Source organism: Ruegeria sp. R13_0, from assembly GCF_017743995.1.
Lineage (GTDB): Bacteria > Pseudomonadota > Alphaproteobacteria > Rhodobacterales > Rhodobacteraceae > Ruegeria.
In genome coordinates this window covers 213654-227427 of sequence record NZ_JAGHRB010000002.1, presented here as the reverse complement: position 1 = coordinate 227427, position 13774 = coordinate 213654, and the positions used below count along the sequence as shown (strand labels likewise).

The following is a 13774-nucleotide window of genomic DNA, read 5'->3' as shown; positions in this document are numbered from 1 at the left end:
CAAGGGGAACGGGGCGCGCAGCTTGTTTCACGAAATGCGAATGAGCTGCACGAGTTGCGATCATAGGCCCAAAGCGTCGCGGATGTCTGAGAGGCGAGATCGGCTGACAGGGACTTTGCTGAGCGCCTCGACAGAGTCGAAATAGCATGTCCCGTTGTCCTTATGCCTCTCGAAGCTTGAGACATGTTTGGGGTTCACCAGATAACTTCGATGGGCGCGCAGGAAGCCATCGGGTTGCAGGCGTGTCTCGGCCTCGGTGATGGACCAGGGGCAGAACAGTTTCTCGGAATCGATATACAGAATGGTGTAGTGCCCCTCGGCCCGGATGGCGGCAATTTGGGCGGGTTCAGCAAAGAAGGTCTGACCTTCGCGTTCAAACGGCACCCCGGCGCGTAGGGTCGGGGCAGGTTCTGGTTGAGGCGCGGGTTCGGGGGCAGCGGCAGGCTGAGGCTTGGGTTCGATGAAGGTGATCCCGGTCAGCAGGAAGGCCCCACAGATCAGGAAGACTGCAACCGTGACGCCCATCGCCAGAATCTGGTTGTCCAGCGCAGGCCCGGTAGCCCCGGCGGTATCGGTGGCCACAAAATCCGTAAGACCGGTTGCGATGAAATGCATGGAAAACACGGCAATGCCGAAACAGGCTGTGCCCAGCAGGATGTTCCGATGGGTTCGGCTGTCGTAAGCCACCCAGATCGCCAGAACCGACAGAACAACCGAGGCCGCGGTCGACAAGACGATGTCGAACAAGCTGTAGACGGGTCGGCACAACTGCATTCCGGCCATGCCGACATAATGCATGACAACGATGCCAAGCCCCACGATCACCCCCGCGCCAACGATGGTCGGCGGGGTTCTGGGGCGGAAATGCAATAGCAGCAGCGCCAGCCCCACCATAAGGATGGCAACCAGCGCCGAGATCAGCGTCACCAGCGCGTCGTAATAAAACAGGATCGGCAGTTGCAGGCCCAGCATGGCGACGAAATGCATGGACCAGATACCGCCGCCTAGTATCACCGCTGCGAGGGCGACGATGAATTTACGCCGCTGATTGTCCAGTTTCGACGCGCCATGCGTCAGGTAGAGACCGGTAAAACCGGCCATCAGCGCCACGGCCAACGAGGCCGCCACGAGCCACGCATTGTGCGAATAGTCCAACATTGAAATGCCGCGCCCTCCCCAGCGCGATCATGACGTTAGCAAACTGAAATTCTCCGCACAATCTTTGTTGGCCTCAGCGGAAGACACCTGTTTCGACTGAGGCGCATAAACGGGTCCCGCCGGTTCTATGGCGACATTTCAGCCCCGCTTTTTCGGCGCAAGGTAGGTCCATGTCGGCCCGGCTGTCTCGCCCGATCCGTCCGGTAATGGGATGCGCATCAGCTTTTGCGCCAGCGACTTGATCGAATACATCGTGGGAACAAGGTCGCGCAAAGCGGATTTATCCTCGTTGAAGGCGATGTGCAGACCGTCCAGCAAACCGGACCACGCGGCGTTGAACTCGGTCGAGATCGCGGCGATTTCGGGGGCGGATTCATAATTCTCTTCGCTGGGGTCGTCTTTCATGGGCGAGACCGCGCTCCAATCAACGATCAGGTCATCGCCCGTCGGAGGGTCGGTCACCAGATCATCGGGGCGATAGTAGCGGCTGTGCAGGATTTCGTTGAACTTGAAGTAGTGGGCAATGTCTTCATGCTCCGCCGGACCGGGAATAGTGTCTCCGTCACCAGCTTTGCCGCCCAGATCAGCGCCTTCGCCCTCTTCCATGATCTTTTGGATGGCCTCAAAAGCCGCCTTGCGACGTTGCGCGGGGGTGCCGGTGATCTCGACAACTTCACCGCCCGCGCCGAAATAGTCGTCATTGGAGATCTGACGCGCGGGGTCGCCGATGAAGATCTCTTTGTCCCCGAACTCCTTACACGCGTCTTCCAGCAGTTTCCTGACATAGGCGTAGAACCCGCCGATGGTGGAGTATTCGCCCCTCAATGCCCCGCGGAGGTCTTTCGGCGCGGTTTCGATCTTGCGGAAGCTTTTGACCTGTTTGGGCGAGAATTTACGCAGACGCACCTCTGGCCCGGCCCCGTTCAGTAGCTCTGTCGGGTATTTCGGCAGCAAGTTGGGATTGTTCAGCTGAGGCGTACCCCCGATCGCGTTCATCACATTCGCTGCCAAAACCATATGCAGCATCTCTTCGACCATGACCTGACGGATCACCTCGATCGGCTCGGCGTTGACGATGGTCGGCTCGGACCGGTCGTATTGCCCTTGCTCCAGGATAGAATAGCAGGCCGTTGCGTAAGGCGGGATTGTCGAAAGCTCCAGCATCAAAGCGTCTTGCAGATGTTTGCTGAGATTTTTGCGCGCGGCGTCCAGTTTCTTTTTCGAACTCATTTCGCACCCCCTTTCCGAACGGCCTTCTGGATAGCTCTGGCGGCCCTGAAGGCCATGGCCGACATCGTCAGCGTCGGGTTGGACGTGGCAATCGTCGGCATCGAGCCCGCGCCTACCAGCCACAGATTGTCGTGGTCCCATGCGCGCATCTCGTCATTGGTGACCGAGTTGTGCCGATCCGTTCCAATCCTGTGCGTGCCGACCAGATGGCCTGCGCCGAAGAAGGTGTAACCCTTTCCATCATAGGTTAAATACCCCGCATCCGATGGGCTGTAGGAGGTATGGTTTTTGATACCCAGCCGCTGGAAAATCTGCGCGCAGGTGTCATTGGCAGCGGCCAGCCCGGCGCGGGAATAGTCGTCCAGATCATAGCTGATCACCGGGCGGTATTCGCCCATGGGCGTGCGGTAGGCCGGGTCGATGGTCACGCGGTTAGTAGCTCTGGGCAGTTGCTCGACCATGGTGCCAATTCGGACCTGCCGCTGGACATCGTGATAGAGCTTGTCGCGCAGGGCTGTGCCATAGAGGTTATCCTGCTCGACCAGCCGCGCCACGTCTGAATTCGGAGAGCCAGCGGCAAAGTTCCATCCCCAATTGCCGATCTCCAACCGGAAAGCTGCATTCTTGTTCCTAAAATTTCCGTCCCGGAAATTGGCATAGCTCGAGGTCGATCCCGGCCCGCGAAACGGCCCAACCGGCTCGGGGGCGGCACCCCATGTCATCATGTAGGGGTGGTCCATCAGGTTGCGGCCCAGCTCGTCACTGCTGGTGCAAATCCCCGAGGCCAGCGCCAGTGTGACGTTTTCCACCGCACCGCCGGCCAGCACATATTGCTTACCTCTGGCCCGGCGCAGTTCGTGCTGAGGCACACCTGGGAACGGGTATTTCTTGTAAACGATACCAGATACACGCCCGCTCTCAGTCAGTTCGACCTTTGAGGCGATGGCCTGCGTGATCGTCTCCATCTGATGCTTGGCTTTGTGCTTGGCATCTTCGAGCGTTTTCATCGCGTTGTATTTGGCTTGGATCGGGCAGATCGGAATGCAGCTTGAGTTCCCTTCGCACCGCTGACCCATATAGGCGAATGGCCCGGTCGCGCCGCGCGGGCGGAATTGCTGCCGGCGCTTTTCGCCGACCTGAATGCCTTTGGCAGTTTTTGGCGTGCGCGGGGTCGAGTTCCGGCCCTGCGGCGTACGCGAGACTTTCAGGTGTACCGTGCTGGTGGCATCCTCACCGATTTCGATGGGCATCCCGTCTGCCTTGGCAAAGAAACCATCGACGTAAGACGACGGGATCGAATGCATCGGGTAGTCGTATTCCTTGTCGAAATACCCGACATTGTCGTGCCGTCCGGAAGTGCGAATACCCAGTGCCTTGGGCGTCTGTTCGTCGGCATCGGCCGAGACGCCGATCTCCCACTCGGCGCGCTCATAATCCGCGCGCAGGTCCTGATAGCCAAATGGCCAGTCAACGCCTTTGCCGAAGCGGCTTTGCATCTCGAAATCCGCAGGCATCATGCGAAGGCTTGTGCCGAGCCAGTGTAGCGAGGTTCCGCCAAAGGCCATCAGATAGTTGCTGCCAAAGGGCAGGGGGCCGCGTTGCACGAAATACCCGTTTGTATCGGGCTCGGTGCCCCGTACCGCGGTGATGTCCAGCACCGAAGGTGAGGGCAGGGTTGGTAGGTTCGGGTAGGGAGAGTTCGGCGTCTTGGCCAGCGACAGATAGTATTGATCCAGGTAGGAGCGATACGTCTCCCACGTCTTGCCGTGGTCTTCCCCGGCTTCGAGGATCAGAACCGAATGACCGGCCGAGACCAGCTCCTTCGCCAGAATGCCCCCGGCAAACCCGGCACCTACGATGACCACATCATAGGTCCGTTCGTCATCTGCAATCGCGCTCATTTGCCTGCCCCCCGCTGTTTTGGAGGTTCAAGGCCCCATGCGCCGAAGCCCTGTCGCTTGGCCCCTTGGGGATGCGCGCCGATGGCGTCCCAGACCAGCCCTTCCTTGTAGGACCGGGTCGAGATGATTTTGACCACATCAAACCGCGACGCGCCGTAGCTTTCGCGCCATTCCTGCGAAAGCGGCACCCATTGGCCGGTGTACCAAAGCTGGATCAGCGTGCGCGACAGCGGGCCGAGGCATTTGTCCGACAGATAAGTCTGACGCATGATCCGGTCGTCGTCCTGCTTGCCCAGCTCGTGGGAATGGGACAGGAACTCCTCGAGGATTTCGGCGGGCAACACTTGCCGGAACTGATGCCAGTATTCGCCTGCGCATCCGGTGCCTTGCAGCTCGGCGCTGCTATATCCGGTCAGGGCGGCGCTGACGGTCAGAAAGGCTTGAAACTCGGGGGTGTCATCATGCGTCTTCATGGCGATCCCCATCAATTGCGTCCACATAGAAGCCACGAGGCTCAAAGCAGGCGGGCGTGCTTTCAAAGACTTGCACGGCCACCGGCGTCATATCGGTGAACAGCGTGTGCATGTCGCGCGTCATCGGGAAATCGTTGTTGCCCAGTTTCAGTTTGAAGCTTTTTGCGATGCGTTTGCCCTCTTTCGTGGTCAACATCGCGGTTTCAAACAGGCCCGAGATGGTCCAGCGGGTCCAAACAGTGCGTCCAAGCCCGGTAGCGAACTCAGGGATCGGAGTGCAGTTGGTCAGAGTCCAGTGATCGCCCTTGAGTTTGCCCAGATCGGCCGTCAGATCGTAGACGATGGTTTGCGGATCGTCGGGATTGACCAGCTGAATCCACCATTTCTTAGGCGAAATCGGTGGGTGCCCCTTCATCTTGGCATTCAGCGAAGGAACCTTGTAGTTGAACTGGCCCAGAAACTTGGGTTCTCCGAACGCTTGGCGTCCGGCCTTGACGGCCATGGCGTTGTCTGCGGCCACATGGACGCGCAAATGGCCGATAGTTTTCGTCTGATCTCGGCCGTGAAGATACTCAGTCAGCGACATCTTCGGCACGCCCGGCACCCGGTTCTTGGGATAGGCCAGCAGGTTGAATTCGACCTCGTTCACGAAGCCCAGCGAGTTATCGTAATGCGCGGTATAGCGTTGGAAGTTCAGCAGGATGACGGCCTTGTTCTCGCCGTCTTCATCGGGAAATTCGGCGACGCACAGGCCGGTGCCTTTCACAAACTGGCGGGCAATCTCGACCGAGGTGTACCAATACATCCACTGGCATTGCAGCGAGGCATAATAAAAGGGGAACGTGTCAAACTGTTTTGGCAGTTTCGGCATGACGCCGGTGACATCCGTCTGATGGCACGGGTCGCTTTTCGCTTTTTTCTTTGTCATTTGGCTGTGATCTCCCCCACTGGCTGTGACAATTCTACTTGCTCAGATTCCGCCCGATCATGCCTCCGGCTGTTTTGTTTTTAGGGTTTTCAGAATGGCTTTTGCCTCGACCAGCGCGGGTGCCTTGGTCTTGTCGGCGGCCACGGCTTTCGAGATCTCGCCAAGGCAGTTTGACGAGGTCTCAAGCTCGGCCAATTCCCGAATGACATGCAAAAGCGGGCCGTAATGGCCCAACTGCAACGCCACCATGGCAGCCTCTCTAAGGTGGCCGATCCCGGCGCTGTCATCCCCGTGGGCCATAGCCAACCGACCGCGCAAGCAGGTCAGGCCGACGATCCAGAATTTCTCACCGCTGTCGTTGGCGAAGGCTTCGGCTTCGTCCAACAGCTCCTCGGCCAGTTCCAGTTTGCCGTGTAGGATGGCGGCATCGGCGTAAAGGCACAGGAAGAAGCTCAGACCAAGGCGGCAGCCGGTATCACGCCATTCGCGCAGGCCCAGGGCGATCTCTTCCAAGGACTTTTCACCATCCGTGCTTCGGCGCACCCAACCATTCATGACCCGCGCCCAACCGCGCCAGAATTGGAAAGAATATTCCTCGGACAGGGTGATCAAAATGGCCGAACTGTCCTGCACCGTCGCCTCATCACCCCGGAAATGGGAAATCCATCCAAGGAACGCATTGGCGAAGGACTGGCTGAACGGGTGCGCGGTTTCTTCCGCATGGACCAGCGCGGCCTTGATCGCTGTCAGGGCGCTGGATTCGTCGCCCGACAGCCAGTAGGAAAGCGCGCGATAGCCCTGAAGGGCAACCGCAAGGTCAACCACATCGAAATCGAGGCCCATGAAGCGATGTTCGATGGACAGATTAACCTCAAGCCCGGCCTCAAGATGTTTCAAGGCGTCCTTGGGATGGCCCAGATAGGTCTGCAAAGCCCCCATTGAGCGTTCGGCCGAGACAATGGTCAGCGGGCTCGATAAATCCTGACAGAGCGAGACCAGCCGATCCGCATTCTGTTTCGAGATCTCATATTCCCCGCCCAGCATGGTCGAGCGGAACTGCCCGTAGACCACTTTGAACAGCCGCTCGGTCTCGCCATATTCGCGGCAGAGGGCCTGCGCCCGTGTATAGGCGGACAGAACCGATTTATGCGCATAGCCCCTCACGAAGGCCAGGGGCACGGCGATCATGATTTGCATGTCGATTTCACGCCGGTCGCGTTCCTGCGATTGCGGCATTTCCTGCAAGCATTCCAAAGCGTGCTGCAAATGGGTGATCGCCTCGACATTCGCCGAGTGGTCCAATGCCTGCCGCGCGGCGGTCATCAGTTTACCTTCGGCGGCGGGGTAATTGCCGGCGCGCCAGTAGTGATGGCCCAGAATTTCAGGCTCTCGCGCGACTGTTTCGGCGTATTTCTCCTCAAGAACTGCGGCGATTTGGCCATGCCACCTTGAGGCCGTCGAGCGCAGCATGGATTGATACGCGGCATCCTGCACCAGCGCATGGCGGAACCGGTAGGCATCTGCCATACCCGGTTGGCCTGCGGGCACGATCAGTTCGGTTTCAAGCAGCTGGTTCAGCGCTTCGGTGATGTCGTTTTCGGTCCAGTCCAGAACCTCGGACAGCAGCTTGCGCTCAAAGTTTCGGCCGATTGCGGCGGCGACCTGAACGATCTCGCGGCTGGCCGACAAACGGTCCAATCTGGCCATCAGTGAATCCTGCAGCGATTCCGGGATCGCAATGGACAATTCTGCCTGACTCTGGCCGCGGTTGACCAAAAGGCCGGATTCCATCGCCATCTTGGTCAGTTCTTCGACGAATAGCGGCACGCCATCCGTGCGATCAGCCAGTTGACTGAGAACTTCCGGCGACGGCTGCACGCCCGAGATGCTTTCAACCAGCTTATAGATGTCACGCCGCACAAGCCGGTTAAGCTCCAGGCTGGTGACATGGGACTGGTTGCGCCATGGCGATTGGAACTCGGTCCGGGCGGTCATCAGGATCAGGCAGCGGCGGTTCGACACCTGTTCGATCCAGCCGTTGACGAATTCCAGCGTCGAGGCATCGAACCAATGCACATCGTCGAGCAGCAGCAATAGCGGCTGATGCTGTTCCAGTCCCGCGCATAGCTGCAAAAGCGCCTCGATCAACGCGCCCTTTTCCCGCTCGGGGCCCATCGGCGCGACCAGAGAGGTGCTGTCTTCCAGCCCCATCAGGCGCAGGATAGGCGCGGCGCAGGTTTCAGCATCAAGGTTCAGATCGGTCAGAAAGCGGGTGACTTTGTCCCGGCTTTCTTCAGGAGGCGCGTTGGGCAGCATGCCTGTCAGCGTTGTCAGCGCATTCTTGATCGGGAAAAACGCGCTGCTTTGGTGTAAGGGCGATCCGAACAGGGTGAACTGGGTGGAATCCTCGCTGGTTAGCTTGTCTTTCAAGCCAAAAGCGATCTTGGATTTGCCGACACCCGCGTCACCGGTCAGCAGCAGAACCTGCCCCTCTCCGTCCAGTGCGCCGTCCCATCTGGACTGGACCAGAGCGATCTCGGCTGTGCGCCCGATAGTCGGCGTCTTGTCGTGCGCGAAGTCCTTGCGCCCGGTGTCAAAGCCGGAAATCTTCGGATCGACCACGTAGAGCTGCAACGGTGTGCTGACACCCGCCAAGGGCGGGCTGCCGATCGAGGTGAAATCCAGACGCTCTCCGATCAGTCTGCGTGTCACTTCCGAGACCACCACCTGACCCACATCCGCCGCAGCCTGAATCCGGGCCGCCACGTTTGGTGTATCGCCAAACAGCCAGACCTTTTCCGAGCTTGATGTGCCTGCCGCCGTGCCCACCACCACAGGTCCGGTATGGATCCCGATCCGCACATTTGTCGAAACCGACTTGTCCGTCAGCCCCGCATTCCCGTCGCGTGTCGCGCCCGCGATCTCAAGCGCGCAAAGCGCGGCGGAATAGTGGCTGAGTTCCTGCGCGGTGGGATAGCCGAAGATGGCGACCACTCCGTCACCTGCATAATTGGCAATCTCGCCACCGAATTTGGTGACGGTCTGGCCAACCAGCGCGCGATATTGCGTGATCAGTTCACGGTAATCCTCGGGATCGAGCCTTTCGGACAGGGCCGTCGACCCCACCAGATCGCAGAACATGACCGTCAGTTGGCGACGTTCGGCCACGTCTTCCGGGGAATCCTTGGGGGATGGCGCAGGCGCAACAGGTGAGGGACCGTCCTGATCCGCCAGCGCAGCCCCACAAGCGGTGCAGAACTTTGCATGCGCCATAGCTGACGCACCGCAGGACCCACAGGCTAGGGTCAGTGCATTGCCGCAGCCGTGGCAAAAGTTGGACCCGGCAGGATTGGCCGCGCCGCATTCGCTGCAATTAACATTCGGACGTCCCAATATGACTGCCCCTGAGCGCTGAAATTGCGCCGAATATGAAACAAAGAAACAATTTCGCTTTCTTTAGTATCACATAATCTACAATTCGTCGCCCTTGAATTGTGCGCGGGTTTTGTGCGCCGGCACTGGGTTACTCACTGGTGCGGGCTGGCACTGTGGTTAGGATCCCGCCTGCGGTCGCAGAAACCCTCCAATTCTGTCGATGTTTTCGACCAGGAAGAACGGGCTGTCAGAGCCGGGTATGGGCTGAAAAAGCTGCCCGTGGTCTTTTTTGAATGCGGTAAAGATCGGGCCGGTCACGTGGTCCAGAAAAGCTTGGAAGTCCTTGTAGATTTCGATGAAAACGACGGTGCCGTCACTGGAAGGCGGTGCCGAGTCTTCGCCGCCCGTGTGGATGAGGTAGCCCCAGGTGTCCTCTTCCTGCTTCACATCTTGGGCCAATTGCTTGAGGGCTGCGATCCCTTCCGCCTCCTGTTTGGGTTTCAAATACCAGGTCGCGATTATGCTATACATATCGATAGTCCTTTCTGGGGGCAGGTCTGCGTCTTATCCGTGATCAGCTCTGCCCAGACGGGTCAAATTGATTGATCGTTGTGGCGCGGCGGCCCTCGGGAAATGAGGGTTCAAAATGCCGAAAGAAAGCCTGCAACAGGCGCGTCGGAAGAGGGTCGCGCACCCTTTACACTAACATATCGTGCGCTGGGCTGGCAAAAACCAGATGTTGCCAGAGGGTGTGAGCAGCTCGGGCCGTCACTGAGCGACGGCCTGAACATCAACCCCGAGAGGAGATCTGCCGCAGAGGTCCATAGGCGGCTTTGAACCGTGCCTTGGCTGCCTCGTAATCTGCGGTTTTGCTGCTGTCGGGCAGAACGCTTTCGCCGATGCTGGGAGGGGTCAGGATGTCTTCGGGAGACGCTCCGGTTTCTGCGATCTGGCCAAGACGTGCGGCACCCAATGCAGCGCCAAACTCTCCGTCCTGAGGTAGCTCGATTGGCACGTTCAAAACAGTTGCAATCAGCTTGACCCAGTAGCGCGATTTTGTACCGCCGCCGATGCCGATCAGCCGATCAATCCGCGCGCCAGTCTGTACCAGCGCGTCATACGAGTCGCTCAGGCCATAGGCGACGCCCTCAAGCACGGCGCAGGTCAGATCGCTCTGGTCGGTGTCTTTTCCCAGCCCGGTAAATCCGCCGCGAATGCTGGCGTCGTTGTGCGGGGTGCGCTCGCCTGAGAGGTAAGGGTAGAACTGAACGCGCCCCGGCGCACGTAACTCGTCGCCCAGTGCGCGGGTCAGGTCGGCGGGTTTTTGGCCGGTGATCTGGCCCAGCCAATTCAGGCTGTCGGTTGCAGATAGCATAACGCCCATCTGATACCAGCGATCGGGCACGGCATGGCAAAACGTGTGCAATGCCGAGGCCGGATCAGGGTGATAGCCATCGCGCGCAGCCAGCAGCACTCCGGAGGTGCCAAGCGAAATGAACCCGTCCCCCTCGTTCAGAGCACCCAAGCCACAGGCAGCTGCGGCGTTGTCTCCGGCGCCGCCCGCGACGGTGACGCTATTGCGCAGACCCCAACGGCTGGCAAGATCGGTGCGAAGGGTACCTGCTGGCTGGCAGCCCTCGACCAGGCGGGGCATCTGAGATTCCGACATTTGCCCAGCGGTCAACAGCTCCTCCGACCACGCGCGGCGCGAGACGTCCAGCCAGGATGTGCCAGCGCTGTCCGACATGTCAGCGACATAGTCGCCTGTCAGATAGTAGTTCATATAGGCCGCAGGTAGCAGAACCTTCGCGATACGGGTGAAATTCTCCGGCTCATGTTCCTTGACCCAGAGCAGCTTGGGGGCCGTGAAGCCGGGGAAAACGATATTGCCCGAAATCTCGCGAATATCGGGCAGGGCGTCCAGATGCTGGGCCTCGGCATCCGCGCGTGTGTCATTCCACAGAATACAGGGTCGGATCACGTCACCTGCGGAATCCAGAAGCGTTGCGCCATGCATGTGACCCGCTACGCCTACGGCTCGCAGATCTGAAAATTCAGGATGGGCGTCGCGTAGCGCGGTAACCGCCCCCTCCAGAGCCGCGACCCAATCGGCGGGGTCCTGTTCGCTCCATCCGGGGTGTTTGTGCTCGGACGTGCAGGAATGCTCTGCCGAGCCGAGCACGCTGCCGTCTTCAGCCAAGAGCAGGGCGCGCAGCCCGGATGTTCCCAGATCAATGCCAAGGTAGCTCATGCTGCGTCGCCTCTGAATTCATAAGTTTGAAAAGGGTTTATTCTGTTTTTGAGGAGTCTGCAAAGCGCGGATCAGCCCCCGACATAGCTGCCGGTCTTTGGGCGATAAAAAATCTTCTGATCATGCAGCTTGCCCAGAAGATCATGCATCCGGCGGATGGTGTCTTCGTTGGTCTCATTCGCCTCAATAGAATAAGAGGCCATCGCCTGTCGCAGGGCCTGTTCGATCAGTTCCATATCCTCGATGGAGAGTTCGAACATGTCATTATATTGCGGCATTTGAGGTCCTCCGGCTGCGGGTGTGAAACCAAAGCATGCCCGGAAAACCCCGAGTTTACCAGATTACGGTCCGTATCAGTCCCTTTGCATCCGCGCTGCATAATATTGCGCAATGGCTTGGGTCCGGTTTTTGACGCCCAGCTTGTCGTAGATGTTCGACAGGTGGAACTTCACGGTGTTCGTCGAAATCTCGAGCTCTTTTGAAAGTTCGCGATTGGACATGCCCTGCGCCAGCGCCTCGAGGATTGTGCGTTCCTTGCGCGACAGGCTTTCGATCGGGTCTTGCTGCATTTTCCGGACGTCGATGAACGGAAACACCATCTTGCCCGCGGCCACCTTCTCGCAGGTGTCCAGAAGCCCTTCGACCTCGCCCGAGCGTGCGGCAAACCCAGCTGCCCCGGCCTGCATCGCCAGTCGTGGAACGTCGGCATTGGCATCGCCATAGACGACGAAGCGCGGTGCGCTGGCCTGATCGCGCAGCACCTCGATCAGTTTGGCAGCGCCAAGGGCGGGCAATGTCCAGTCCACTACGCCGACCTGAACAGGCACCCGCATGACCGTGCCAAGGAATCCTTCGGCCGTGGCCGAGGTTGCGACCAATGAGAATCGCGGGTCGCGTTCAAAGATCTCTGACATCGCCGACAGGACCAGAGGGTTGCCGTCTGCCAGCATGACGTCGATGGGCTTTGATGGAGCTTCAGCCATATGAATTTGCCCTTAAAGCTCAAAAACTACCCAAATGGGTGGGTGCGTTTTTGGTATACTGTCGTATTTTTATACCTTTGGATGGGTAATACCCCATCCTATTAGGCATGCTAAATCAGTAGTAAGTTACGTTGCGTGATCTGGCAAGAGCACGTTTTCTACACGGCAACTCAACCAAACGGGCCGCTGAGCCTGAGAAACAGCCGAGGAAGCCGCACAATGACTTTCCAGATTTTCCCTCCGCTCGAAATCCCCGAGACACTTGCAGCGGGTCCCGGACCCGGCAACACGGATGCCCGCGTTCTGCAGGCCTTTGCAGGGGCAGGGGTCGCCGATCACATGCAGGGCGACGTTCTGCGCGGAATGATCGAGTGCAAGCATATGCTGCGCGAAATCTGGGGTACGCAGAACGCCTATACCTTCGCCGTCGCCGGAACGGGTTGGAGCGCGCTGGACACTATGTTCTCGGCCGTCATGCCGGGCGACAAGGTTGTGGCTTTTGCCAACGGCACCTTCTCGGGCATCGACGCGCTGACCTTGCGGATCAAGGCAGCGACGCCCGCCGAACACGCAGCCAATCCGCTTGACCCTCAAGCCGCCAGCGTCACCGTGATTGAGGTTCCGCATGGCAAGCCGGTTACCGGCGAGATCGTCGAAGCGGCCCTGGCCGAGCACAAGCCCAAATGGGCGTTCATGGCCCACTGGGAAACGGGTTCCGGCCGGATCAACGACATTCGCGGTTTTTCGGACGCGTGTGAGCGTTACGGCGCGATGGGTCTGATCGACGCGGTGTCGTCGCTGGGCGTGGATGACTTTTCGATCGACGACTACCCCGGCATCGCGGGTTGGGCCTCGTGCCCGCAGAAAGGTCTGTGCTGCCTGCCGCTGACCTACGCTCCGGTCAGCTTTACTGATGCCTTCATCGACAGCCTCATGACCAGCGGTGCTTACACCTATGTGCACAACCCGATTTTCGAGGCGCGCCATTGGGGTATCGTTGACGGCCAAGATGTCGAGAAAGGAACCTATCACCGGACGCATTCGGGCTATGCCGTGGCCGCCTTCCACGAGGCTCTGCGTCTTACGTTGCAGGAAGGACTGGCCAAGCGCGCAGCGTCTTATCGCATTCACGAACGCGTCCTGCGCGATGCCGTGGTCGAACTGGGGTGCGAGGTCACCTCGGACATGCCGAGCCTGATCGTTCTGAACCTGCCGCCGGAACTGGCCGGGCGCGAGATGGAATTGGTGCAGAACTGCCGCGCGCGCGGTTTTGGCATCTGGCCCACGCTCAGCGCGCCTGTGCAAGTGCGGATCGGCATCCTCAACCAGCTGAACCGGAAATCCGTCAGCCGGATCGTGCGCCTGTTTGCCGAGGCGATGCGCGAATTGGGCGGGCAGATCGATCGGGACGCAATCGAAGCCCTGCTGGAAAGCCGCTACGGCACTTCGATGGCTGCTTAATTTCACTGCAAGAA

General features: G+C 59.2%; 11 protein-coding genes. 1 reads left to right on the top strand and 10 read right to left on the bottom strand.

All coding sequences use genetic code 11. From position 1 onward, the window contains the following. Positions 1–60: 60 nt before the first annotated feature. The 10 genes from J7394_RS03465 to J7394_RS03420 all read right to left on the bottom strand — a co-directional run bounded on the left by J7394_RS03465 (position 61) and on the right by J7394_RS03420 (position 12299). Complete coding sequence (locus J7394_RS03465) at positions 61–1158, bottom strand: MHYT domain-containing protein (protein WP_209250985.1); 1098 nt, start codon at positions 1156–1158, stop codon at positions 61–63. Between the two features lie 138 nt (positions 1159–1296). Further along, positions 1297–2388 carry a ferritin-like protein gene (locus tag J7394_RS03460; protein WP_209250983.1) on the bottom strand — a complete coding sequence of 364 codons (1092 nt, stop codon included), beginning with the start codon at positions 2386–2388 and terminating at the stop codon, positions 1297–1299. Further along, complete coding sequence (locus tag J7394_RS03455; RefSeq protein WP_209250981.1) at positions 2385–4289, bottom strand: GMC family oxidoreductase; 1905 nt, start codon at positions 4287–4289, stop codon at positions 2385–2387. The genes J7394_RS03460 and J7394_RS03455 overlap by 4 nt, the downstream gene beginning before the upstream one ends. Then, a complete protein-coding gene (locus J7394_RS03450; RefSeq protein ID WP_209250979.1) occupies positions 4286–4762 on the bottom strand; it encodes a hypothetical protein in 477 nt (158 codons plus the stop codon). The genes J7394_RS03455 and J7394_RS03450 overlap by 4 nt, the downstream gene beginning before the upstream one ends. Further along, complete coding sequence (locus J7394_RS03445) at positions 4749–5690, bottom strand: hypothetical protein (protein ID WP_209250978.1); 942 nt, start codon at positions 5688–5690, stop codon at positions 4749–4751. Before J7394_RS03445 ends, J7394_RS03450 begins: the two co-directional genes overlap by 14 nt. A gap of 57 nt (positions 5691–5747) precedes the next feature. Then, entirely contained in the window at positions 5748–9083 is a 3336-nt protein-coding gene (locus J7394_RS03440; protein ID WP_209250975.1) for an adenylate/guanylate cyclase domain-containing protein, read from the bottom strand. A gap of 159 nt (positions 9084–9242) precedes the next feature. Continuing rightward, positions 9243–9596: a putative quinol monooxygenase gene (locus tag J7394_RS03435; RefSeq protein WP_209250973.1), complete on the bottom strand. Its 354-nt coding sequence runs from the start codon at positions 9594–9596 to the stop codon at positions 9243–9245. Positions 9597–9855: 259 nt separating this feature from the next. Then, positions 9856–11316: a xylulokinase gene (gene xylB / locus J7394_RS03430; protein ID WP_209250971.1), complete on the bottom strand. Its 1461-nt coding sequence runs from the start codon at positions 11314–11316 to the stop codon at positions 9856–9858. A 71-nt stretch (positions 11317–11387) separates the two neighbouring features. Beyond that, entirely contained in the window at positions 11388–11594 is a 207-nt protein-coding gene (locus tag J7394_RS03425; RefSeq protein ID WP_209250969.1) for a hypothetical protein, read from the bottom strand. Positions 11595–11669: 75 nt separating this feature from the next. Further along, the gene (locus tag J7394_RS03420; RefSeq protein WP_247748029.1) at positions 11670–12299 is read right to left on the bottom strand and encodes a response regulator transcription factor; all 630 of its coding nucleotides are present in this window, start codon (positions 12297–12299) and stop codon (positions 11670–11672) included. A 219-nt stretch (positions 12300–12518) separates the two neighbouring features. On the opposite strand from J7394_RS03420, the gene J7394_RS03415 reads away from it, so the two are divergent. Beyond that, positions 12519–13760, top strand: coding sequence for an aminotransferase class V-fold PLP-dependent enzyme (locus J7394_RS03415; RefSeq protein ID WP_209250967.1), 1242 nt, complete (start codon positions 12519–12521; stop codon positions 13758–13760). Positions 13761–13774: the final 14 nt, after the last annotated feature.